This is a genomic window from Pectobacterium cacticida, assembly GCF_036885195.1.
GTDB classification, from domain to species: domain Bacteria; phylum Pseudomonadota; class Gammaproteobacteria; order Enterobacterales; family Enterobacteriaceae; genus Pectobacterium; species Pectobacterium cacticida.
The window spans coordinates 3,141,551-3,164,976 of sequence record NZ_CP133656.1; the positions used below are offsets into that span (position 1 = coordinate 3,141,551).

The window sequence follows — 23,426 nt, forward strand, 5'->3', positions numbered from 1 at the left end:
TCATGCAAAACCTTATGCCCCCCATTGAATCGCCTGATAATACGTTTCACGACGGCAATCCATTGACTGGCGAATTAGGAACGATTGTCACGGCGTTATTTATGAATAACGTTCAGGCTGCGATTAGAAATGCACAGGCGGAAATGCTGGCCGTGCTCGCCGATGCAGGCATTGCCGCTGACGCAGGTGAATCGGATCAACTGTTGGCTGCGTTAAAAACGACGTTTGCGTTGAACAATAGTCCTGTACTAACGGGTAATCCAACGGCTCCAACCCAAGCGAAAACGGATAACAGCACGAAAATAGCGACGACAGCGCATGTTAAATCTGTCGTTGCTGATTACGCACCCAAATCCTCCCCAGCACTTGCAGGAACGCCAACAGCACCGACGGCGGCCGTGGGTACAAACAACACACAAATTGCGACAACAGCGTTTGTTAAAGCTGTCGTTGCTGCACTCGTTGATTCGTCTCCCGGCGCTCTGGACACGTTAAACGAGCTGGCCGCCGCGCTCGGCGACGATCCGAATTTCGCGGCGACGATGAATGCGGCGCTAGCTGCTAAAGCGCCGTTAGCGTCCCCGGCACTGACAGGAACGCCGACCGCCCCGACCGCTACCGCTGGTACGAATACGACGCAAATTGCGACGACAGCCTTTGTTAATGCCGTTACGGCATTAAAAGCCTCACTGGCATCACCGCGGTTCACAGGAACGCCAACCGCACCGACCGCTGCCGCTGGCACGAACACGACGCAGATTGCGACAACAGCGTTCGTCACCGCTCTGGTTGCGTTAAAAGCTAATTTAGCATCACCGGCATTCACTGGAACACCCACAGCGCCGACGGCAGCTACAGCAACCAGTAACACACAAATTGCCACTACTGCATTTGTTAAAGCCGCTATCGCATCACTTGTGGATTCAGCTCCTGGGGCGCTAGATACGTTAAATGAGCTTGCTGCTGCGATTGGCGACGATCCTAATTTTTCTGTCACTGTGACAAACCTGATTGCGGGTAAAGCTGGTCTGGTATCACCACAGTTCACAGGGACACCAACAGCACCGACAGCTGCCGCTGGCACGAACAACACGCAGATTGCGACGACGGCGCATGTTAAAGCCGCGATAGCGGCAGGGACGTCAGCAGCAGCGGGAAAACTAGCGACAGCACGCAAAATCAATGGTGTCCTATTCGATGGGACAAAAGATATCACCCTTACTCCAGAAAACCTCGGTTTTATGGATGCCAGTTTTTCTGAGAATGGTTATCAGAAACTGCCGGGCGGGATGGTTATTCAGTGGGGGAAAGTGATTGGTGGCGGGGAACATGAAATTGTATTTCCGATTCAATTCTTGCGCGTGTGTTTGAATATGTCTGGAACGTACATATCAGAAGCATCGGGAAAGGACTTCCAATATGCAATAAAAATACATACAGCATCAAGAACGGGGGCCACATTGTGGACGAACACTGACGCATTTTGGATCGCAATAGGTTGTTAAATAACGTCGGTTTTGCAGAGGCAGGAGAAATCGGTTCGCTAACGTTTGCGCATTGCAATGTATCTGCTGGGATAATTGAATTTGGTGTATCAGTAGATGGGGGGCATCTGACGCCAAGTAACGCTGCGGGTATTACCATTTCATCATCTAGTGTGCTGTCCGGCGTGTGGCGTTGCTTGGGGCGACTGCCAAGCGCTGAGTCAGGTTCTCGGCGTATTACGCTATTTCAGCGGATTGAATAACCTCGGTTTTGGAGAACGTGTAGCAACTGCGTGGGCTCGGTTTAATGGTGCCACATCATCACCTACCATAATATCGTCGTATAACATTGCCAGCATAAGCAAAACCGCCGCCGGTCGATATAGTGTGATATTTACTAACGCAATGAGTAGCAATAAATATATTGTGATTGGTACAGCATTTAACGATCAATCCGACGGTTCCGCACTGGCTCGTGTTTTTGGTACTCGTATTGGTACAACTACCGGATTTGATATTCGGATTCTTGATAACAATTCTGATACATATGCCGACTCGAATATAATCGATTTCTGTGTGTTTGGCGGACTCTAACTAATGTCGGTTTTAAGGAAATCGTTGAGACAAGGTCTGGCGAGGGGTATTACTGGCGAAAATATGCAGACGGGTTGATTGAGATTTTTGCTAATGTGGATGTAGTAATAGGTGTGGGGAAAGACGTTCTTTTTCCTGTGAAAACGAATGGTGTGATTTTTATTGTGGCTAATGACATTGGGGGATACTCAGGCCCAAACGCGTACACCGTTCGGGTTTCTAATGTTACAAACATTGGCTTTTCTGTATCTTGGGACAGATTTAACGAAAATGGCATCGGGAACACAAAATTGCTTTGCTACCATTTGGTTGCCAAATCTGCATAACTTACGGCCCATATGGGCCGCTTTTATCATATTACACATCAATATCCCATTGCCATCCACATATAACTAGCGGGGTTTCTGTCCCCAATGTTGTATGCCACAAAACCGCTTGTTGTCATTGAGTAACACTCAATTGATGCGGTGTCATCGACTAAATCTATATTTCCCAAAATTGTAGGACGAACAAAAACAACCGCAGTTGGAAACGATATTGGGAATGTGATGTTCTGCTGTCGATTAGAAAATGACACGTTCTCCACAATCCCCCACTGAATAACCAACCCGCTCGGCAGTTTCTGATAACCATTCTCTTGAAGACGCACTTTTCCAAAACCGACGTTTACTGTAGTGATAGAGCATCTCTGTTTTGCCACAATCCCATTTTTGTAATGAATAGGAATTCGCTAAAAATGGCAAAAATTGGCTATATGAGAGTGTCAACAAATGACCAAAACAGTGATTTGCAGCGTAATGCATTGGTTAGTGCAGGATGTGAGCAACTTTTTGATGATAAAATGAGCGGAAGAGTAGCAAATCGGCCAGGACTAAAACGTGCGTTAAGGCGATTGGATGCTGGTGACACATTGGTCGTTTGGAAACTAGATCGGTTGGGGCGCAGTGTAAAAAATCTAGTCACATTGATATCTGAGCTACATGATCGGGGGATTCAGTTCCAATCATTAACTGACAGCATTGATACCGGAACGGCAATGGGGCGCTTCTTTTTTCATGTCATGAGTGCATTAGCTGAAATGGAGCGTGAATTGATAGTTGAACGCACAAGAGCTGGGTTGGCTGCAGCTAGAGCTAAGGGGCGAGTAGGTGGAAGACCGCAAGCATTCACACAGGAAGACAGGGATGTGATTAAGCAGTTGTTGGATAACGGTTATAACCGAGTTCAATTAGCAATTATTTATGATGTCGGTGTCTCTACTATCTATAAGCACTTTCCCGCAACCAACTGAATATCTTCTTCTATTTTTGCATAAATTTAGGCGCAAAAATGATCGGCATAACTAATCAATTCATAAGAATTGATCTGTTGTATCGATCATAAACATAACTACAGGCACCTCAAGAATGCATAAAAACACATCGCGGATACTGACAAAACCAGAAGTAATCAAATATAAGGGGGTGACAGTTGGCTACGGCTCACATGAGTTAAGGGTTGAGACAATACCTTGTTGGCTGGCAAGGGTTATCGTCTCAAGCAAACACTATAGCGGGCGATTTGTTAACAATTCATATCTCCATCTTGGTGTGTTCTCTGAACGGGAATTGGTGGGTGTGATGCAGTGGGGGTATGCACTAAATCCAAGCTCCGGTTCTCGTGTTGTCACTGGCACCACAAACAGGCAATACATGGAGTTGAACAGGCTATGGTTGCATGATGATATGCCGAGAAATTCTGAATCACGAGCGATTAGCTATGCGTTAAAGACGATTAAACAGTTATTCCCAGATGTACAGTGGGTGCAATCATTCGCAGATGAACGTTGTGGCAAGTTAGGCGTAGTTTATCAAGCAAGTAATTTTGACTATGTGGGATTTCACGAATCGACATTCTATGAGTTGGATGGAGAGTGGTATCACTCTATCGCAATGAACGCGATAGCACGAGGAGGAGAACGCGGGCGTTACTTGCGTGAACATCGAGCAAGGGCCTCAACACATCGTTTTAAACAATTCAGATACATAAGATTCCTGCACAAAAACGCAAAAAAGCGGCTTAACTCCAAATTATTCAAAGTCCAGCCATATCCGAAGCCTCAGCAGTAATCAGCGAATCATTTTGCACAATGCTAAATCCCGATTTAATAGCGTTTATTGGCGTGCAAAATGATTCGTTATTCTATGCAGAAAAATTCGCCGCGCTACACTCGCGGAAACGATGGAACAACAAAACCATCACATCGCACGCTTTCGTCCGGTACAACTCATCCTCTTTCTGGAAACGGTACTGCTCCAGGAACTGGATTTCTGTTATGAAGCCGCCAACGGTGAGCAGGCCAGGCGCAATTTTAGCGATAATCCACAGGTGATTATTCCCAGAGTCTATGGGGAATGGAGCACGTCTACACTCCTAATACAGGATTATTTGCCCGGTCATTCTCCGCTAAAGCCGGACTCGCTGTCCCAGCACGGTTATGATGGCCCTCGCCTCGCCCAGATCGGGGCTGACGCATTTATTAAGATGGTGTTTGAGCACCGTTTTTACCATGCCGATCCCCATCCGGGGAACGTCATGGCGTTGCCGGGAAATAAGGTGGCCTTTATCGACTTTGGCATGGTGGGAAGGCTCAGTGAATCCCGGCGTAATGAATTGTTATCCCTCGTCTACGCCATTAGCGAGCGCGATAGTCTCGGCATGGTCGATGTATTGATTGGCTGGTGTTCCCCTGAAACGCTGAACATCGCGGAGTTAGAGTTAGCAGCCTCTTTTTTTCTCGATCGACAAGGCAATATGCCGTTGCAACTCCATAAAGCCTTAACTGACATTTTCACTACCGCGCGTGAATTTAAACTCACGCTGCCGCCTGACTTGATTCTATTATTCAAAGCGTTAATTACAGCAGACGGGGTTTTGCATCGGCTTGACCCGAATATAGACATCATCGAGACATTACGTCCTGTTATTCATGAGCAATTAAGCCACAACGCGACAAGCCCACTCAATCAACGCAGCCTGATTCGGCTAGGGCAACAACTGCTACATGCAGGTTCATCACTGCCACAGACGCTACGTCTGGTCCTGCGGCGTATACAACATGGTCGATTCCAGGCGGACATTGCATTGACTAACCTGGAAAAACTGGGGAACGCGCTGGAACGATCGGCAATGACGCTGGCCGTCGCGTTGCTGACCGCGATCTTCGCACTGATTCTTGGCGAATGGTTCATCCAGCAAGACATTCGTCTTGCCGATATCCCCGTCCTGCCTATCCTTAGCGGGCTTGGGTTAACGGTCGGTATCGGCTGGCTGATTTGGCAGCATCAACGCCAGCGATAAAAAACGCATAGGCAACACGCCCCCAAAAACTGGTAGTCTGTTGAACCCACTCACTGATACGGTTTAGGAACGCGATGTACACCATTGATGATTTCGATCTGAAAATCCTGAAGCTACTCCAGACTAACGGCCGTTTAACCAATCAGGAACTCAGCGAACTGGTCGGGCTTTCCGCTTCACAATGCTCTCGCCGTCGTATCGCGCTGGAGCAGGCACAATGGATCCTCGGTTATCATGCGCGCCTCGCGCCGAATGCGGTTGGTTTGGAATGTCTGGGGCTCATTGAAGTACGGTTGATTAATCACACCAGTGAATACGTAGAGCGCTTTCACCAAATGTTGGGAGAAGTCGATGCCATTATCGACGCCTATAAGACCACGGGCGATGCCGATTACCTGCTAAAAGTCGCGGTAGCGGATCTAGCAGGGCTTAGTACATTAATTAGTCATATCCTGGCGCAAAACAAGAGCGTCGCTCACCTGAAAACCTCCGTGGTACTGAACCGACTCAAAGAAAACGGTTTGATGATGTCCGAACTCCCTGTACTGCCTTAATATGGAAAGCGCATGCCCTTTTTTAGGGCAAAAAAAGGAACGAAATAGGCATAAAAATCGAAATTACGCACAAAACAATCACATTGGCAGGATAAATTGCGTGGATCTTGCATTCATTGAAATATAAAATTCAATACGTTGCATCTATCACAGGCGAATCGGCGCACAGATCGGCTGCTAAAGCCCTATTCTGGCGTGATCTTTGCTTCGGTTCGCAGACGTTTTTATGACTCATGATGAGCGTTTAACATGGACAACGTTATCCCCACACAAAAAATATCACACACGCGGTTGGAAGATATTCTGGCCATCGTGATCGGCACGCTAATGGTGTCGTTTGGCGTCATTCTGCTGCGTCAGGCTGGCGCGCTCACCGGTGGCACCGCCGGTATGGCTTTCCTTATCCACTATTTGACCGATGTCTCCTTCGGCGTCGCATTTTTCCTGCTGAATCTCCCTTTCTATTATCTGGCCGTGCGCCGCATGGGATGGGAATTTACGCTGAAAACGTTCTGCGCCGTCGGGCTGGTTTCGTTATTTTCTGACCTGCACCCGCTATTCGTGCACTTCGACCAACTGAACCCGTTCTACGCCACGCTGTTTGGCAATATCATCATCGGCATAGGGTTCGTTGTACTGTTCCGCCATAAGGCCAGCCTCGGCGGCGTGAATATTCTGGCGCTGTATCTTCAGGACCACTATGGCCTGCGGGCAGGAAAACTCCAGATGGGCGTCGACGTAGTGATTGTGCTGACTTCCCTGTTCGTGGTAAGCATACCCATGTTGGTGGCTTCGATACTGGGAGCTACCATTCTGAACCTGATTATCGCGATGAACCATCGTCCCGGCCGTTATACGGCCTGATTGCCCTCACCATCGTCAGGATTGTGATACCCCCTAAAAAACACATTCAGGAGAGCTACACCGTGTTTCAAAACGTTGATACCTACGCCGGAGATCCTATCCTGTCTCTGATGGAGACATTCAAACAGGATCCCAGAGCGGGCAAGATCAATCTGAGTATTGGACTCTACTACAATGAGCAGGCGATTGTTCCGCAATTGCGATCCGTTAGCGCCGCGGAAAGCCACCTGCGTCAGCCGACTCAGAGCGCCAGCTCTTATCTGCCGATGGAGGGGTTACAGCCTTACCGCACCGCGATCCAACAACTGCTGTTTGGCGCAAACCACCCGGCGTTGGAAGCAGGCCGCATCGCCACTATTCAGACGCTGGGCGGTTCCGGCGCGTTGAAAGTTGGGGCGGATTTTCTGAAACGCTACTTTCCGCATTCAGAGGTATGGGTTAGCGATCCCACTTGGGAAAATCATATTGCGATCTTTGAGGGCGCCGGTTTCAACGTTCACACCTATCCCTATTTCGATAGCGAAAGCCTGGGCGTGAAATTTGACGCCATGCTGGCCACGCTGCAAACGCTGCCAGCACGCAGCATTGTGCTGCTGCATCCTTGTTGTCACAACCCAACGGGTTCCGACCTCACCACAGAACAGTGGGATCGCGTCATCGAGGTTCTCATCCAGCGCGAACTGATCCCGTTTATGGATATCGCCTATCAGGGCTTTGGTCTCGGCATCGAGCAGGATGCCTATGCGATTCGCGCCGTTGCGCGCGCGGGTATTCCGGCGTTGATCGCCAACTCGTTCTCCAAGATTTTTTCACTATACTGCGAACGTGTCGGCGGTCTTTCCGTGGTGTGTGACGACGCCGACAGCGCGCAGCGCGTGCTGGGCCAGTTAAAAGCGACCGTCCGTCGCAACTATTCTTCCCCACCGAATTTCGGCGCTCAGGTGGTTTCTCACGTATTGAACGATGCGTCGTTAAACGCCGAGTGGAAAGCGGAAGTCGAAGAGATGCGCACCCGTATTCTGAGTATGCGCCAGGCGCTGGTATCAGCATTGAAAAACGCCCTGCCACAGCGTAACTTCGACTATTTGCTCACCCAACGCGGTATGTTCAGCTATACCGGTTTCAGCCCGGAGCAGGTGGATCGCCTACGTGAAGAATTTGGCGTTTACCTGATTGCCAGCGGCCGTATGTGTGTCGCAGGGCTGAATTCTGACAACGTTCAGCGCGTTGCGGCCGCCTTCGCGGCGGTTCAGTAAACAGACAACGCCAGGCCGCTGTGTTATCACTATATATAGCGTTAATTCAGCGGCTGACATCGCCAACGATGTCTCTCAACCAGGCGCTTCGCCTGTAGTTTTGCACAGCGACGGTAAGCCAACACCGTCGCCAGGCGCTTACCAGAATGATCCCATAAACCGATGACCCAACTACGCTACCTGAATGGCTACCCGCCAACGATGATTGCACAGGCCCAAACGCTGCTTGATCAAGGCAAACTCGGCCTATGGCTGGAAAAAAACTATCCAGGCCAGCATCAGATCCAAAGTGATAAATCACTTTATCATTACGTCGCCGAGTTCAAGCAACGCTATCTGAAAAATGCGCCTACGCTTTCCAAAGTGCTGTACGACAATAAACAGAATCCGATAAAAGGGACGCTAGGCACCAATACCCTGATCGCCCGTGTTCAAGGTGGAAAAGTAAAGTCCAACAATGAAATCAGAATTGCGACGCTGTTTCGCCACGGGCCGGAAGCCTTTCTGCGCATGATAGTAGTCCACGAACTCGCACACCTCAAAGAGCGGGATCATAATAAAGCCTTCTACCAGCTCTGCTGCCATATGGAGCCTGATTATCACCAGTTGGAATTTGCTATGCGCCTCTGGCTAAACTGGCGAGAAATAAACCCCGCGTGAGCCTAAACGCGATTTTTTGAGAAGTCTTTTTTGCGCTGAAAATATCTTCATCGTATTCTTTCCATGCTGAAAAGCGAAATACGGATTCTACGTTCGTTTGTCTCTTATTTCATAAGGATTTGATATGGCTAATTTGATTTATGCCAGCATTAACGGTCAAAAACAGGGGTTGATATCATCCGGTTGCTCCACGCTGGATTCCATTGGCAATCGTTATCAAGCCGGTCATGAAGACCAAATACAGATCTTAAGCTTAAACCATAGCATCAGTCGCGATCAACATGTCGCGCACCATCCTATTCATTTCACCAAGCCAATCGATAAGTCATCTCCGTTATTAGGAATGGCAATTTCATATAATGAAAAAGTCGATGTCACCTTTTATTTTTATCGCGTCAATTCCGCCGGGCAACTCGCGCTTTATTATGAAGTGGCCTTAACCGATGCCAGCATCGTAGATGTCACCTGTGTCTACCCACACGTCATCGATAATAACGACATCATGCCGTATGAAAAAGTCCAGCTAAAATACAAAACCATCGCATGGAGCCACAAATTAGCAGGCACTTCAGGTTACAGTATCTGGGAGGAAATGAGCCTGTAAGATTAATATTTTTAATAATGAGCACACTTTATTTGATGTGCTCGTTATTCACCATTCATTACAAAGTGCAATATCTTTTACATACTTATTGGGATCCATCCAGGAGTGCTTAGGACAAGTGGTATAGCCTTGTTCATTTAAACTATGCGATATATAGAGAGATGAAAAAAAACTTATCACTACTCCCGATAGAGCCAATAACACCAATATATTTGAAACCTTATTATTCATTTTTATAGGTTGGTTTTTTATCGCAGAGAAAAAGCAAAAGTAAGAAATCTGAAAGACTAAAGGAGCACCGAACACAACCAGACCCAACTTCCATGAAAAAAACACGACATCGCTTAATTGAAAGAAAGCCACATATCCTCTCAAAGAAAGCCAACTAACAAAACATGTTATAAAGAAAACAAGTATTGAATATATGAAATAAAATGGCCTATTTATTTTAACCACGAATCGTCCTCTACAGATAAAAACAACAACCTGGAATTGATTCTTTACCCTTCATCACAAAGTGCAATATCTTTTACATACTTATTGGGATCCACCCAGGTGTGCTTAGGGCAGGTTATATACCTCTGTTTTCTAAGATCATGTGATATATATATTGATAATAAAAGGGCAAGCACAGCACCAAAAAAAAGAGCCTTGACCAACCACTCGCCTAATCTATTGTTTATTTTTACGTATTCATTTCTTATTGCAGACAAAAAACAAAAATACGAAAAATAGAATGACAATGGTATACCAAAAATAGCGAACCCAATCCTCCATGAAAAAACAATCACCTCATTTAGTTCAAAAAATGACAAATATGCACTCAAAGAAACCCAACTAACGAAACATGAGAGAAAAAAAAGTAAAATGGCAAATGCACCAAGTAATGCTCTGTTTATTTTAACCATGACTGATTCTCCCCCAAGCATGAAAGAATTGGTCGGGATGATAGGGGGTATCGTGTTTTCTATGCGTTTTTAAGTGCTTTATTATTGTTTCACTAATTTTATATTTATTATCTAACCAAAATAATGTAAAACTAACAATAAAACCCACAATAAATATCCCCCCTGAAATAACAATAATACTGGCTCCAGTAACCATAAACCCCGTCGCAGCTATTTTCGCTCCCCAGGCAAACCCAACCGATATTGCCAGTTTTGCCGCATCCATCGTTAAATTCACAAAGAAATCGGTGAGCGCGTATTCATCTTTCACTATCAACTCAATGGCGCGATAAGCGCCTGAAAACACAATACAGAACCTTGCCCCTGTCGCAATCCCGCTCTCAATACCCTTGGTGCCGATGCCGATATCCACGATTTTCGGGTTATTAACGACATATCGGGTGGCATTTAAATATTTTCTTACGCCGGGGTAACCAGACAATTTTATATATTTACTGCCATTTTTCCCGCGATATTCCGTTGCCGTGACGCCGAATCCTTTAATCTCCATGACAATTCGGCTTACAGACACCGCTTCTGCAATGTTCCCGGCAAACGATGACACCGGGTCGGTACAGCCAAAGATTGCCGTTTTCCATGATTGATTGGGGTTAGGTGTGCACAACGTCTGTAAAAAATACGTCGCTTCCTGCACGGTCAACAAGGCATGAATATTTTCGTTATGGATTTCATTGAGTTGAGCATGTAATTTCTGTGCGTTAATATCGGCATGCTGCTGTTTAAAATCAAGATGATCTTCTAAGCGGTAGTTATCATCAACCCAGGTTTTCAATATCGGATCGTATTTCATCGTCACTCACTCCCTTGAATTTGACTTAAGCCAACATAGAACATCCTTATAAGGGCACTTTAGCGTAACGAGAGCGTTTTTTAAATATGAATAACGCTTCAGCCGTTATTTTTATCCTGTGAATAAACACGTTAGTTGAGGCCGTTACAAACATTAGCGCGGATAGCACAGAGTAATGGTGTCGATTAGGCTGTTATAATATCGCGCTACAGCCCACGGCAATAAAAAATTAAGAGTCTATCCCAGTAGGCGTCATTGTCGCCGTCAGTTTGGTCACGGACAGCGCGCAGAAACCGGAGCGTACACGGAGTACGTGAGGATTTCGAGCACTGCCCAGGGCCAAAATGGCAAGTAAAATAGCCCTAATGGGATAGGCGCTAAGACATTGCGTGGGCCGCAAAAGGTTAGAACCACGGAATAGTAGCCTGGGCGCTTAAACCGTAGGAAGAGAAACGCCCCGCTACGGGCGTTTCCTGTAACGGGCCATGTTCTATCAACACCAAAAACATCTGCCCATTAGACAGGCTTTTGATTTGCACAAACGGCAAGGCGCTGCGTTTTTCCACCGCATCGGGGATGCGAGCCGCCGCTTCCGCCTCCGTCAGCCACCCTTTCTTTACCGAGCGCCGTCGTAATCGCTCGGCGCTACTCTTGACCTGAACCCGGCGCACGGTGCGAAACTTCACGCCATCGGGTACGGGATGACACGCCGATACCTGCGTATAATCACGCAGCCCTTTCAACCACGCCGTTTGCTCCAGGGCAGAGAGCGCCGCCGCCGTGCCATGTAGCCGCAGGCATGCTCCCAGCGTTTTACCGACGTCTGGAAAGCTGATGCCAATGTCGCCCTCCGCCCGTTGCCCGAGCGCCCGATGCAGCTTGGCAAACAGCGCATTCATGAGTTGCGGCGCGGTAAACTCGGGATCGGGCAGGACGCGAATATCAATATAGTGATCCATACCGCCACCTTATTCGCTTTTTTCACCAAACACGCCGCCGCGAATCAGCGTAGCCATCACATAATGCTGCTGCTCAATCGAAGGAACATCGCCTTTAATCACCCAATTATCCAATAGCGTGTAAAAATCCATTTTCTCTTTGGGCTGACGATAAGCCTTACCGCGGCTAGTAACGGAACCATAGGGTTCAACGGCAATCGGGCCCGCTTCATCCGCGGCCGGATACCAGTCATCAATTGTGCGTAGCGCGTTACCGATTTTTTGCGAGTGAATCGCGGCAACCTCATTGACCTGATAGAGGATCTTGCTCTTGCCGTTGCGTGCTTTGTCGTCAAGCACCAGTTCCTGAGAAGGGAAAACTTCCTGCCCATTGCCTAACTGCACGTAGGCTTCCACGCTAAAAAGCACAGATGCGTCGCCCGCAAGCCCCTGCTCAATGGCTTGCGTCAGGGCGGCAAGGTCACCCGCGGGTTGGCTAAACGCACGCAGCGAATAGTCCTCGCCGTTAAATTCCCAGCGCTGCTCACCGGTGGTAACGACGACGCGAATGGCTTCTGCCCCTACACGGTTGCGCCACAAAAAACGGCCGTTGGCGATGTTTTCCGCATAGCGTGCCGCTAATGTGCCAAAACCGTGTTCTCGCGCGTATCCCGTGATGATGTTACCCAACGCGGTTTGATAATCCTGGTCGTTACAGACGGAGGGCTGCGCCAGATTGCCCAGTACCCGCAGGGTAAACACAACTTTTAACGTATCGGCACCGAACGGGAGGGCTGCGACGTCAACTTTTTGCAGGTTGGCTTTCTGAATCTCCGCATCCAGCTTGGACGGATCGCTGGCGAGGGCGTTTTTCAGGCGGTTGGAGATGGTTCCACGTACCGATTTCTCCTGAATGGCGATGGGCGCCCAATGATCCGTCTGCCCCCAGTTACCGGCATACATCAATGCATCCGAGTTCGCTAATTTACGTTCAAAAGCCAGTACTGAGGCCGTCTTTAACTGTGTTGCTGCTTTTGCCATGATCCAATCCTTTTTAGTCATCGAATTCGTAAGACGTATCTTCTGCTGCTGCATCGTTGTCCGCGACTTGGCGACAGTGATAATCCCCACCCTGCTGCTGGTATTGCCAGAGAATATCGCGTATGTCGCGGATACGGTGCGCCCCTTGCCATTCGCCGATACCGTAGGCGGCTTCGGCAAAGCAGAACGGCGTGTGGGTATCGCGGGTTTTATCGACGTCGCCGGGCGCATAAAGTGGCGAAATAGCCTGATAGCCAATCATTAACGGCGTGAGAAAACCGCCATCGCCGGGCTTGGGCAAGGCTTTCCACTGTACGGTGTTATCGCTGGGGTTGCGCTCCGCCTGCATTTTCAGTGCGGCGAAATCCAGCCAGGCATCCATCATTCCCGCCTGTGGATTAACCTGCTGCAATGTCTGGAAATGACGTTGCAATAGCGAAGTGCGATCGCGTAACACAAAGCCGGGTAACAAGCGGCGCATCACGACACGCGTTTTTGCTTCGTCTACCGGTAAAGGCTGGATGCTAACTCGCTCGATATCCATAACCGTGCCGCCCGCCAGCCGCTGGCACTGCGCCTGCTGTCGCAAATAGTCGCACAACGCGGCCGTATCCGCCGGGATTGGCCCATTGCAGCGAATTAACAACGAGACGGTCATATGCATGCGACCTTCCTCGTTGAAAGCCGCCGTTTTCGCCTCTTTCGTCAGCGGATTACGAGTCAGCGCGAAACTCCGTTCCCAGCGAGAACCGTAGGCGTGTAGCTGATGTTGATGGCTCACCACGCCACAGCCATCCAACGTTAGTCCGTAGCTAATTTGTAGCTTGCGGGACAGCGCATGGGTAAAACCAAGAAAGTGCGTAATTGCAGGGAAGCCATAGGTCAGCCCGGCGATGGCGTTGGCATTTTCGACCTGGATACGACGCAGAATAATTAACGTGCTCATGCCAGATCCTCCTTCAGTGCGCTTTCCATGTCTCGCATCCGCCGCTTGAACAGCGCCGAGGTAGACCATTCGCGACGTTCAACTTCACCGAAAATCAGGGTCTCATGCTTGAGCCGCCGATTCAGCCAGCGACCAAAATCATAGGCGATGGCCTGCTGCCAGTCCCCCGCTTCACGCTCGCGGCGGAAAACCGTATCCGTTTCTGCACGATAAGGATCGAGCCACAGCTGCTGGGTGCGCTTCAGTTCAGATGCGGCGCTCCAGCCCGCAGGGAGATTTTGCACACTCGCAACATAGAAGAAGAGCTGGTCGATCAATTGATCGAGATAACGCAGGCGCTGCTGGCGAATATCGCGATTGTTTTCTACGCCCTTGACGTTAAGCAGAAAGCCCTGCATCTGGGCTAACGTGGCGCGAGTATGGTAGTCCACCTCGCCGCGCGGTCGGAAAATGGACTCATGCTGCTGCGGCGGTTTTTCCACGCTATTCCACTGTGGCGGGGCGCAACTGAGCAGATAGGAACGGCCACTTCTACTGCTATTGAGTGAGGAAATATTTTGCGGCTTAGTGCCGCCCATCTTCTGCACTGCCAAGTTGGGATAGCTGATCAACGGCCGATCATGCCATTGTTTATCTTTTTGCGCCTGACGAATCGCTTTGGCCTCTTCGCCAAAGCGCACGGCATTAATCCGCTGATAGAGCGCCTGCGCCAGCGAAGAAGCATAAAGCGGGCTGAGCAGATGGTACTCACCGTTTGCCAGGGGAAAATAGATCTGCTTGGCCAGTTTATGCGAACTCGGCTGGCGATCGGTGAAGACTTGCTTAAACCCCGCCAGCCAGTGTGCCAATTGTTCCGAATTTTCTGCCAGTGCCTCTAATGCGCTGTGGTCGCCGCGCTGTAAGGCAGCCACCAGCGAATCCCCGTCGTGCTCGGTCTGGAGCAGTTTGGCGACATCGAGGGCGGCGGCGTTTCCCACGGCATCGATAGCGGGTTGTGCCAGTGTTGCGGTCGAAAGCGTTTTAGCCTCCGTTACCGTTCCGGTGCTAAAGACGCTGGTGCCTTTGGCATCGCTATGAGTAAATTTCAGCGCGTGAGTGACCAGGCTGATTTGTCCAGCGCGGCTGGCGGCATCGGTTAGCCACGCGCGAACCTCATGCTTCTGCTCGATCTCCCGCCGTTTCTCGGCCAGTTCCAACTCCACCGCCGCCAACGCTTCGCCGCTGAGCGCCGACCGCTGCTTCTCCGCCTCTTTATCGAACGCCTCCAGCTTGGCCTGCTTTCGCGTATTGATGTAGGACACGATGAACGGTGTCAGCTCATTTTCTTCCATACCCCCCTCCTGTTGTTATTCTTGTCAATGCGCAAACACCCCCAGCAAGGGGTGCCAGAGCCAGTCTGTTTCCTCGTCTTCCCGCAGGCGAATCTCGCCGAATCGGGCGCTCACCCAGTGCAGTTCCCACTGTTTCTCGTCTGCCAGACGTTGGTATAAGGCGTGGTAGTCGGGGTTAACCCATGCACAGACGCCCTCAGCCATGTTCAATGTAACCGGGCGAACAATATCGCTTTGTTTCCAGCCGCGCGGGCCATCGTCCTCCACCATGAATACCGGTGCTTCATCTTCATCGGCGATCCACAGATAGTACGCCTCATCGCTCTGCGAACGGCGGAAAGGCGTGCGCCGCTGGAGCTCGCCATTCCAGTGGGGATGCGCGCGCCACCAGAACGCGGCGGGTGGGCATTTCAAGTCATCGAGCCGTTGATTTTTTAGGCCAAGCAGCGTCTTCCCTAACACGGCATGCTCTAACGCCACCAGAGAAAACGGTTTGCTCAGCGGGGTGGGCTGTACAATACGCGGTTCGGCGCTGGGGTGGCTATAGGCAGCTTCCGGCAATAGCTCGCGCAGATCGTGCGTATCGAGCCGTTCATCTTTCGATTCGAACCCTGGCTTGCAGTACGCCACCGTTTCACCTCTTAGCGCACGAATATTGTGGCTAAGTAACGCGATATTAGGTGTTTTAGGCACATACTGCGCCGCCTGCCGATGGCGTAAAACGCGTCCGGCAAGCTGGATCAGCGAACGCATCGAGCTGGGTTCGACAATGGCCCAATCATAATCGTGATCCCTGCCCACCTCGGCGACGGCGGTCGCCAGCACCACAAAAACATGATGCCGTTGCGGCGCGGTTTCTACCGCCTGACGAATTTCCGCTACCTGCCACAACGCATCGGCATCGTTACGCATCAGCGCAGCATCAAGCCGTTGCTCAATATAGGAACGCATCGCCAACGGATGTTGGCTGTGATAAACGCAGTAATGAATACAGAATTCCGGCGGAGACGGCATCGCCAGCAACTGACGAGCAACGGCAACCAGCGGGTTGATATTCGCCATTCTGACCAGCCCCAGCGAGACGGTTTTCCCGTTCTCATGCTGTTGGTGATGCTGCGTATGCAACGTTACTATCTGTGAATGGATCGCCTGAGCGACAGCCAAATGCACATCATCCGCCTGCTTGCTGGGCGTTTGTATCGGGACGATAGCGGCGAAACGCAGCGGGAGCGCATCCCGTGTGAGATTTTTCAGCCGCTGTTGCACGAAGGCATCATGCCTGACCACAAAATGCTTCACATCACTATATTGCGCATGTTGGCAGCCAAACTCATCAAACCAGCCGCAGCACACATTCAGTGGCATATTTGGCGTACCGTAAGCCTGTTGCCAGGCGGCACGACCATCAAGATAGGCACTGAACAGCGTGCGTATTAACGTCGGCGGCAAGGTGGCAGACGACAGCAGCACGCGTGAGCCTAGCATCCCCGCCCAGTTGACCAACCGACACAGCGCCGGAAGATCGTCCAGGCCAAAATCATCCGGTTCATCCAGCACCAGATCGGAGGTCAGTAGCCGTAACATCGGGGCAATCTGATGGCCGCCGCGTAACCCCTCCGTGGCCGGCATCAAGTGATCGATGGTGGTGACTAAAACGGGCGCGCTCAGTAATTGATGTAGCGTGGGGCTACGTTCCAGCCACGTTTTTAACCGACCATCATCCAGCGAACCGTCATAGCGAACGTATTGATGCTCAGAGAATAACGGCTCGGCGGATTCACTTCCGGTTAACGCAGTGTTCCGCTGGTGATGGGCATTTTCCTGTCGCATTTGGTGGAGATCTTGCACGGCCTGTGAGCCAATCAGCACAGCTAAGTCATCTTCATCCAACGTCAAACGCTGTCTCAGGGCATCGCCGGTTTGTAGCGTCAACGTGCGCAATCCCAACGCAACGGAGAAGCGACAGCCGAGCGCCTCATCTGCCAACCCATACATAATTCGCGCGTTGGCAAAAGTTTTCCCTCGCCCCGTCGAAGCCATGTTCACGCCGAAGAAACCGTGTTGCTTGCTGGCTTCTCGAACAGAGCAGGCAAGGTCAAACGCGCGATCTTGCCAGCGAAAACACGAGTGCGTACTACGCTGGCGAAACCCTTTGTGGCGGGTAATGGCGGGAAGCGTATCGCGTAAACGCGGCAAGCTTCGCCCCAGCAACAAAGCATTTTGCCCGACACCGATACAGTGTTCATCCAACCGCTGTTTATGTTCCCCTGTCTGTCGATCGGTATTGGCCCAAACCGGATACGTCACATCCTGCCAGCCTATCGTTGCCGCCCCCGCCGAATAGTGGTGGTCGGCTAGCATTAGCGCGAGACGTGCCAGGTGAACGGTCAATCGTTGATCTAGCTGACCGAAATGCATCAATGTGGGGAGCGCCAGCGCACGCCCGGCAAATTTACGTGCTTTTTCACACCAAACGCCGCTACGCAACGGCGTGCCGTTAGGAAACTGCCAGTTTTGCTCACGCTCCTGTGGCGTCCGGTCAGTTTCACAATGGTTCAATGCATTCCACTGCGCAGAAAGATGATCGGTTAACCAGGTCTCAGCAAAACTTAACTGCGGCGGCATTCGGTTCGGCGCGAGCTGCGGAGATTCATTAAACACCGGCAACCGATGATGGGACATAATCAGCCAGGCGACCGTTTGCGCCAGCGGCGGCAGCGTACGAAAGGGGTTCTCGCAGAATGTCGGCGTATCCCGTAGCAACGCCGCCAGCAGCGCCGTTTCCGTTTCCGGGGTAATAACGCTGAGGGCAGTTAACCAGCCGTTGTCATCCTGCTTCCCCACAAACGCCTGAAACAACCGCAGCGACACCCATTCATGCCGATAAGGCTGGCTGCGTGGGCCTGCGCCACTGAGCCCCGCCTGAAATAATGCATTGGCTTTGCCTACATCGTGAAATAACCCGGCGATGGCGGCTAACAGACTGAACGTCTCGGCGCTATGCCACGGATTTTCGTCTTTTGCACGCAGAATATCGCGGCGGGTAACGTTAGTAGGCACACTGCCTTGTGCATTAAAACGCCGCAGATTGCCGACAATCCACAATAACTCCGTATGATTGGCACTACGCACCCAGTGACAGGCGACGGCAGTATTACGGCGCGCTGTTTTACGCAGCAGCTTGCGAAGCGTGTTCAGTCCGTCTTGTGTGATAGCGGTTTGCCAACTGCGCTCGCCTTTGCGCTCAGCGAACTGATCCAATATCCGGCGGGTTTCGACCAGCGCGCGTTTATTACATTCCGAAATGAGCAGGATATTCATCGGCCGACCTGGCTCAGCTTGCTGGCGACATCCTGCAAGCTGCTTATCATGACATCCAGCGCGTCGGATTGTTGAAACGCGGTCAGGCAGCGCTGACGAAATTCTTGCTCATCTTCGCCTTCCATCGCCGCAATAAACGCCTGCGGCAATATAAGGGCATCCTTAATTAAATCGGCGACGTCAAACACCAACCCGCCACGGCGGGTTTTACCGTGTAACACCGCCAACCCATGCGGCAGGCCCAACACCCATGTCGAGACGGCGGCGAGCCCATAAGCCAGATAATTGCCATGATCGAGAAATCGATTAGCCAAATCGGTGCCGCCGCCACGTTTAGCACGGGTAAAATCGCCATAGCTCACGGCATTGGCGGCCAGCTTGTACAGGGCTTTGGTCATCATCGCCTCCTGTACCAACACGTCGTTGCTGGTACGGCAATCGGCTAACCCTTTTTCATAACGATCCAACAGCGCCTGGAGATGGTCAGGCTTAAAGGTAAAATGTGATTCCCGTGACAGACGCGGCCCTAGCCAGTGCTGACGAATTTGCGTGATCCGCACCTGTTGAAAGGCAATAGCGGCAGACAGCCTTTTTTCATCATCAAACCAAAAGCTGACCCAATCCTGCAAATACTCAGTTGGCCGATACTCGCTCTGCGGCGAAAGCCAGGAGACGGCGACCTCTGCCTCGTTGGCGGCAAACAGCGGTGTACCGCCACCGCCACAGAAACCAATCATCACACCCGCCCTGGCGAATTCGCGCATCGCTGCCTGGGTAACGGAAGTGCCCGTACCCAACATCACCACGCTAGTATTCGCGATAGGAATGTTCCAGTACAGCGACTGGTTTCCTTCCTCCGTGACATATTCGACACGACCACCGTTGACGAGAATACGGCAATACTGAAGGTAATAAACATTCGCGCGTTTGGAATGCAGAATCGTTTTTAAGTCTGAAGGGCTAAAAGCGTTATCCATCATGTATATCTGCCGTAATCAGTCGTCGCAGTGACGCCAACGAAATAAATCGCAGGCTAACTATATGAGATTAAAGAAACGATCAGGAAACCTGATAAAAATCAGGCTATCACAGCGATATGGAGAAAAAATAGAGACTGAAGGAAATATTACCCAAATGCCTACCCTTTTTATTTAGCCCAATCCACAGTATTAATAATCAATGGGTTAGCATTAAGCTAAAAAAAAGGGTTTTTTCGGAAAAAGCAGCGATTGCCGCCAACAAAACAAACCGTTAGAGTGATTGCGCTACAGTTCACTGCCGTATAGGCAGCTTAGAAACGGATGGCAACACTCGAACGCTATCAAACGGCGTTCACTGCCGTATAGGCAGCTTAGAAAGGGATGTGAAAGTTACTGATCTTCAATGTATCGTTCACTGCCGTATAGGCAGCTTAGAAATGGACGAATCGATGAACCGGCTGTGATTGTTGGTTCACTGCCGTATAGGCAGCTTAGAAATCGAACGTAAATTCTAGTGCCGCTCGTCGCTAGTTCACTGCCGTATAGGCAGCTTAGAAATGGGCAACTTAGTGACTCTGGTTAAGCGATTAGTTCACTGCCGTATAGGCAGCTTAGAAATCCGCGCAGCCGGTATAACCGTCAAAGAGGCAGTTCACTGCCGTATAGGCAGCTTAGAAAGACGATCTTCAATCCCATTGCGGCCACCATTAGTTCACTGCCGTATAGGCAGCTTAGAAATGTTTTTGGCATCAGTTTCGGTGATCAATTTCGTTCACTGCCGTATAGGCAGCTTAGAAATGTTGCAACTCGATCGATACTGGCAGGTACTTGTTCACTGCCGTATAGGCAGCTTAGAAAAAATCTCCCGCTCTTTCGTCAGCGCGGCGGAAGTTCACTGCCGTATAGGCAGCTTAGAAATGAATTACGCAACCCAATGTTTCGAATGGGCTGTTCACTGCCGTATAGGCAGCTTAGAAAACGCAGCACCGTATGTGGCACGGAATTATAACGTTCACTGCCGTATAGGCAGCTTAGAAACGCGAAATCGAAGGGAGTTTGGATGCCATATCGTTCACTGCCGTATAGGCAGCTTAGAAAGCGAGCAACAATGATTTCTGCGCTGGCGGCCAGTTCACTGCCGTATAGGCAGCTTAGAAAGTGACGATCGTGGCCGCATCGTTAAAATACGCGTTCACTGCCGTATAGGCAGCTTAGAAAGATCAGCAACATCATCAGGAACGCACTGGCGAGTTCACTGCCGTATAGGCAGCTTAGAAAAATGACCGGCACACCAAACGCCGTTCGCTCAGGTTCACTGCCGTATAGGCAGCTTAGAAAATTCGTAAAAATAAAGATGGAAAAGAATATCGGTTCACTGCCGTATAGGCAGCTTAGAAATGAGTGTCATAGTTGGCGGCCTGTAACCGATAGTTCACTGCCGTATAGGCAGCTTAGAAAACGGTCAGTAACGTTCGTTATCAACGTCAGCTGTTCACTGCCGTATAGGCAGCTTAGAAATTTCTGATAACATCTTTCTCAAATTCGAACATGTTCACTGCCGTATAGGCAGCTTAGAAAAGAATACTGCATGCGGAGAGCTGCGGCATGACGTTCACTGCCGTATAGGCAGCTTAGAAAAGCGTGGGGTCTTGATGGGGAATGCGACTGCGGTTCACTGCCGTATAGGCAGCTTAGAAAGGTGACGCGGTTCATCTTGTCAGCATCAATATGTTCACTGCCGTATAGGCAGCTTAGAAAATTCCCAGCCTTCTTGCTGCTGAATCTCCTGAGTTCACTGCCGTATAGGCAGCTTAGAAATGGCATCAAAAGGGATGGTATGCAGAGCGCGCGTTCACTGCCGTATAGGCAGCTTAGAAAACGAATCAGCGCGTGATGCTGATGTTTTTATGGTTCACTGCCGTATAGGCAGCTTAGAAAAGAATACTGCATGCGGAGAGCTGCGGCATGACGTTCACTGCCGTATAGGCAGCTTAGAAAAGCGTGGGGTCTTGATGGGGAATGCGACTGCGGTTCACTGCCGTATAGGCAGCTTAGAAAGGTGACGCGGTTCATCTTGTCAGCATCAATATGTTCACTGCCGTATAGGCAGCTTAGAAAATTCGTAAAAATAAAGATGGAAAAGAATATCGGTTCACTGCCGTATAGGCAGCTTAGAAATGAGTGTCATAGTTGGCGGCCTGTAACCGATAGTTCACTGCCGTATAGGCAGCTTAGAAAACGGTCAGTAACGTTCGTTATCAACGTCAGCTGTTCACTGCCGTATAGGCAGCTTAGAAATTTCTGATAACATCTTTCTCAAATTCGAACATGTTCACTGCCGTATAGGCAGCTTAGAAATTTGGCTGTAGATCATGTTCTGCACCGACTATGTTCACTGCCGTATAGGCAGCTTAGAAAAGCGTGGGGTCTTGATGGGGAATGCGACTGCGGTTCACTGCCGTATAGGCAGCTTAGAAAGGTGACGCGGTTCATCTTGTCAGCATCAATATGTTCACTGCCGTATAGGCAGCTTAGAAAATTCCCAGCCTTCTTGCTGCTGAATCTCCTGAGTTCACTGCCGTATAGGCAGCTTAGAAATGGCATCAAAAGGGATGGTATGCAGAGCGCGCGTTCACTGCCGTATAGGCAGCTTAGAAATTTGGCTGTAGATCATGTTCTGCACCGACTATGTTCACTGCCGTATAGGCAGCTTAGAAAAGCGACAATCACAGTTAGAGAGAGTGTAGAAAGTTCACTGCCGTATAGGCAGCTTAGAAATACCAAAAACGCTAACAGTCGCATTGGGCGGAGTTCACTGCCGTATAGGCAGCTTAGAAAAACACAGGGCCGAGCATCAACAACTTCTCCTCGTTCACTGCCGTATAGGCAGCTTAGAAAAGCAATAGCACCAGACTCAGTGCGCTGTACGCGTTCACTGCCGTATAGGCAGCTTAGAAATGCTCCACCAGTATTTACAGGTAAATGCCGTAGTTCACTGCCGTATAGGCAGCTTAGAAAGAAATATCGCAATGCCGCAAACGTTAAATACAGTTCACTGCCGTATAGGCAGCTTAGAAATCATCGTTGGCGCGTTGTAACATGTCGCTGAGGTTCACTGCCGCATAGGCAGCTTAGAAAATTGGCACTAACCCACTCCGCCTTAAACTCGTGTTCACTGCCGCATAGGCAGCTTAGAAAACCCACTTGCAGGAATTGCAGGCATGCAGTTTGTTCACTGCCGCTCAGGCAGCTTAGAAATAGGGATCGCCAGCTTATTCCCCATTTAGCGTGACAACCAAGGCGCGGCTGCCGCCGTGATTACGGTGTTCACACAGATAGATTCCCTGCCAGATACCGATGTTCAGGCGCCCGTTGGTGATAGGGATCGTCAGGCTGCTCCCCAATAGGCTACTTTTCAGATGCGCAGGCATATCGTCGCTGCCTTCATAAGTATGGCGGTAATACGGTTCATCTTCCGGCACCAATCGGTTAAAAAAGCTTTCGCAATCCTGCCGCACCGTGGGGTCGGCATTTTCATTAATAGTGAGTGCAGCCGAGGTGTGTTTAATGAACACCTGCATCACCCCGACTTTTAGCTGGCGCAATGCTGTGACCTGCGCCAAAATTTCTTCGGTCACCAGATGAAAACCTCTCACTTTCGGTTTCAAACGGATTTCATATTGTGCCCACATCCCAATCCCTCACGTTGGCATCCTCCCCGCCCTAAAGGATGGGGTTTTACGGCGCACCTGATAA

The 23,426-nt window shown here is 50.1% G+C and carries 20 protein-coding genes and 1 CRISPR repeat array; of the genes, 9 read left to right on the forward strand and 11 right to left on the reverse strand.

Going from position 1 to position 23,426, the window contains the following annotated elements:
• Positions 1–2: 2 nt before the first annotated feature.
• A complete protein-coding gene (locus tag RFN81_RS14475; RefSeq protein WP_264496493.1) occupies positions 3–1,505 on the forward strand; it encodes a gp53-like domain-containing protein in 1,503 nt (500 codons plus the stop codon).
• Between the two features lie 937 nt (positions 1,506–2,442).
• Here RFN81_RS14475 and RFN81_RS18780 read toward each other — a convergent pair.
• On the reverse strand, positions 2,443–2,778 hold the full coding sequence (locus RFN81_RS18780) for a gp53-like domain-containing protein (protein ID WP_406626417.1): 336 nt from the start codon (positions 2,776–2,778) through the stop codon (positions 2,443–2,445).
• A gap of 36 nt (positions 2,779–2,814) precedes the next feature.
• Between RFN81_RS18780 and RFN81_RS14480 the strand changes: the two genes are divergently transcribed.
• The 8 genes from RFN81_RS14480 (at position 2,815) to RFN81_RS14515 (ending at position 9,355) form a co-directional block, all read left to right on the forward strand.
• Entirely contained in the window at positions 2,815–3,369 is a 555-nt protein-coding gene (locus tag RFN81_RS14480; protein ID WP_264496494.1) for a recombinase family protein, read from the forward strand.
• Positions 3,370–3,484: 115 nt separating this feature from the next.
• A complete protein-coding gene (locus RFN81_RS14485) occupies positions 3,485–4,186 on the forward strand; it encodes a protein mom (RefSeq protein WP_264496495.1) in 702 nt (233 codons plus the stop codon).
• A 112-nt stretch (positions 4,187–4,298) separates the two neighbouring features.
• Complete coding sequence (locus RFN81_RS14490; protein WP_264496496.1) at positions 4,299–5,417, forward strand: ABC1 kinase family protein; 1,119 nt, start codon at positions 4,299–4,301, stop codon at positions 5,415–5,417.
• A gap of 74 nt (positions 5,418–5,491) precedes the next feature.
• Positions 5,492–5,971, forward strand: coding sequence for an Lrp/AsnC family transcriptional regulator (locus RFN81_RS14495; RefSeq protein WP_264496497.1), 480 nt, complete (start codon positions 5,492–5,494; stop codon positions 5,969–5,971).
• Between the two features lie 249 nt (positions 5,972–6,220).
• Complete coding sequence (locus RFN81_RS14500; protein WP_264496498.1) at positions 6,221–6,835, forward strand: YitT family protein; 615 nt, start codon at positions 6,221–6,223, stop codon at positions 6,833–6,835.
• A gap of 62 nt (positions 6,836–6,897) precedes the next feature.
• The gene (locus RFN81_RS14505; protein ID WP_264496499.1) at positions 6,898–8,091 is read left to right on the forward strand and encodes an aromatic amino acid transaminase; all 1,194 of its coding nucleotides are present in this window, start codon (positions 6,898–6,900) and stop codon (positions 8,089–8,091) included.
• A gap of 162 nt (positions 8,092–8,253) precedes the next feature.
• Positions 8,254–8,751 carry a M48 family metallopeptidase gene (locus tag RFN81_RS14510; RefSeq protein WP_264496500.1) on the forward strand — a complete coding sequence of 166 codons (498 nt, stop codon included), beginning with the start codon at positions 8,254–8,256 and terminating at the stop codon, positions 8,749–8,751.
• 124 nt (positions 8,752–8,875) lie between these two features.
• A complete protein-coding gene (locus RFN81_RS14515) occupies positions 8,876–9,355 on the forward strand; it encodes an Hcp family type VI secretion system effector (protein ID WP_264496501.1) in 480 nt (159 codons plus the stop codon).
• A gap of 48 nt (positions 9,356–9,403) precedes the next feature.
• On the opposite strand, the gene RFN81_RS14520 is transcribed toward RFN81_RS14515, so the two are convergent.
• From RFN81_RS14520 to RFN81_RS14565, 10 genes are all read right to left on the reverse strand, one after another.
• Positions 9,404–9,811, reverse strand: coding sequence for a DUF1240 domain-containing protein (locus tag RFN81_RS14520; RefSeq protein ID WP_264496502.1), 408 nt, complete (start codon positions 9,809–9,811; stop codon positions 9,404–9,406).
• Positions 9,812–9,855: 44 nt separating this feature from the next.
• On the reverse strand, positions 9,856–10,263 hold the full coding sequence (locus tag RFN81_RS14525) for a DUF1240 domain-containing protein (RefSeq protein WP_264496503.1): 408 nt from the start codon (positions 10,261–10,263) through the stop codon (positions 9,856–9,858).
• Positions 10,256–11,113, reverse strand: coding sequence for a hypothetical protein (locus tag RFN81_RS14530; RefSeq protein WP_264496504.1), 858 nt, complete (start codon positions 11,111–11,113; stop codon positions 10,256–10,258). The genes RFN81_RS14525 and RFN81_RS14530 overlap by 8 nt, the downstream gene beginning before the upstream one ends.
• A gap of 404 nt (positions 11,114–11,517) precedes the next feature.
• Positions 11,518–12,072, reverse strand: coding sequence for a type I-F CRISPR-associated endoribonuclease Cas6/Csy4 (gene cas6f / locus RFN81_RS14535; protein ID WP_264496505.1), 555 nt, complete (start codon positions 12,070–12,072; stop codon positions 11,518–11,520).
• Between the two features lie 9 nt (positions 12,073–12,081).
• The gene (gene csy3 / locus RFN81_RS14540) at positions 12,082–13,092 is read right to left on the reverse strand and encodes a type I-F CRISPR-associated protein Csy3 (RefSeq protein WP_264496506.1); all 1,011 of its coding nucleotides are present in this window, start codon (positions 13,090–13,092) and stop codon (positions 12,082–12,084) included.
• A gap of 13 nt (positions 13,093–13,105) precedes the next feature.
• Complete coding sequence (csy2, locus tag RFN81_RS14545) at positions 13,106–14,038, reverse strand: type I-F CRISPR-associated protein Csy2 (protein WP_264496507.1); 933 nt, start codon at positions 14,036–14,038, stop codon at positions 13,106–13,108.
• Positions 14,035–15,369, reverse strand: coding sequence for a type I-F CRISPR-associated protein Csy1 (csy1, locus tag RFN81_RS14550; protein ID WP_264496508.1), 1,335 nt, complete (start codon positions 15,367–15,369; stop codon positions 14,035–14,037). Before csy1 ends, csy2 begins: the two co-directional genes overlap by 4 nt.
• Before the next feature lie 24 nt (positions 15,370–15,393).
• Positions 15,394–18,690 carry a type I-F CRISPR-associated helicase Cas3f gene (gene cas3f / locus RFN81_RS14555; protein WP_264496509.1) on the reverse strand — a complete coding sequence of 1,099 codons (3,297 nt, stop codon included), beginning with the start codon at positions 18,688–18,690 and terminating at the stop codon, positions 15,394–15,396.
• Positions 18,687–19,667, reverse strand: a complete 981-nt coding sequence (gene cas1f / locus RFN81_RS14560; RefSeq protein WP_264498990.1) for a type I-F CRISPR-associated endonuclease Cas1f — start codon at positions 19,665–19,667, stop codon at positions 18,687–18,689. Before cas1f ends, cas3f begins: the two co-directional genes overlap by 4 nt.
• A gap of 293 nt (positions 19,668–19,960) precedes the next feature.
• Positions 19,961–22,928: direct repeats of the CRISPR family, unit length 28 nt; unit sequence GTTCACTGCCGTATAGGCAGCTTAGAAA.
• A gap of 14 nt (positions 22,929–22,942) precedes the next feature.
• Entirely contained in the window at positions 22,943–23,362 is a 420-nt protein-coding gene (locus RFN81_RS14565) for a secondary thiamine-phosphate synthase enzyme YjbQ (RefSeq protein ID WP_264496510.1), read from the reverse strand.
• Positions 23,363–23,426 lie beyond the last annotated feature (64 nt).

Excerpts from the sequence above, each read along its gene's own strand:
- RFN81_RS14565 (WP_264496510.1), bottom strand. The coding sequence starts at position 23,362 with ATGTGGGCACAATATGAAATCCGTTTGAAACCGAAAGTGAGAGGTTTT.
- cas3f (WP_264496509.1), bottom strand. The coding sequence starts at position 18,690 with ATGAATATCCTGCTCATTTCGGAATGTAATAAACGCGCGCTGGTCGAA.
- RFN81_RS14525 (WP_264496503.1), bottom strand. The coding sequence starts at position 10,263 with ATGGTTAAAATAAACAGAGCATTACTTGGTGCATTTGCCATTTTACTT.
- RFN81_RS14530 (WP_264496504.1), bottom strand. The coding sequence starts at position 11,113 with ATGAAATACGATCCGATATTGAAAACCTGGGTTGATGATAACTACCGC.
- RFN81_RS14475 (WP_264496493.1), top strand. The coding sequence starts at position 3 with ATGCAAAACCTTATGCCCCCCATTGAATCGCCTGATAATACGTTTCAC.
- RFN81_RS14495 (WP_264496497.1), top strand. The coding sequence starts at position 5,492 with ATGTACACCATTGATGATTTCGATCTGAAAATCCTGAAGCTACTCCAG.
- RFN81_RS14485 (WP_264496495.1), top strand. The coding sequence starts at position 3,485 with ATGCATAAAAACACATCGCGGATACTGACAAAACCAGAAGTAATCAAA.
- cas1f (WP_264498990.1), bottom strand. The coding sequence starts at position 19,667 with ATGGATAACGCTTTTAGCCCTTCAGACTTAAAAACGATTCTGCATTCC.
- csy3 (WP_264496506.1), bottom strand. The coding sequence starts at position 13,092 with ATGGCAAAAGCAGCAACACAGTTAAAGACGGCCTCAGTACTGGCTTTT.
- RFN81_RS14490 (WP_264496496.1), top strand. The coding sequence starts at position 4,299 with ATGGAACAACAAAACCATCACATCGCACGCTTTCGTCCGGTACAACTC.
- RFN81_RS14480 (WP_264496494.1), top strand. The coding sequence starts at position 2,815 with ATGGCAAAAATTGGCTATATGAGAGTGTCAACAAATGACCAAAACAGT.
- RFN81_RS14515 (WP_264496501.1), top strand. The coding sequence starts at position 8,876 with ATGGCTAATTTGATTTATGCCAGCATTAACGGTCAAAAACAGGGGTTG.
- cas6f (WP_264496505.1), bottom strand. The coding sequence starts at position 12,072 with ATGGATCACTATATTGATATTCGCGTCCTGCCCGATCCCGAGTTTACC.
- RFN81_RS14500 (WP_264496498.1), top strand. The coding sequence starts at position 6,221 with ATGGACAACGTTATCCCCACACAAAAAATATCACACACGCGGTTGGAA.
- csy1 (WP_264496508.1), bottom strand. The coding sequence starts at position 15,369 with ATGGAAGAAAATGAGCTGACACCGTTCATCGTGTCCTACATCAATACG.
- RFN81_RS14510 (WP_264496500.1), top strand. The coding sequence starts at position 8,254 with ATGACCCAACTACGCTACCTGAATGGCTACCCGCCAACGATGATTGCA.
- csy2 (WP_264496507.1), bottom strand. The coding sequence starts at position 14,038 with ATGAGCACGTTAATTATTCTGCGTCGTATCCAGGTCGAAAATGCCAAC.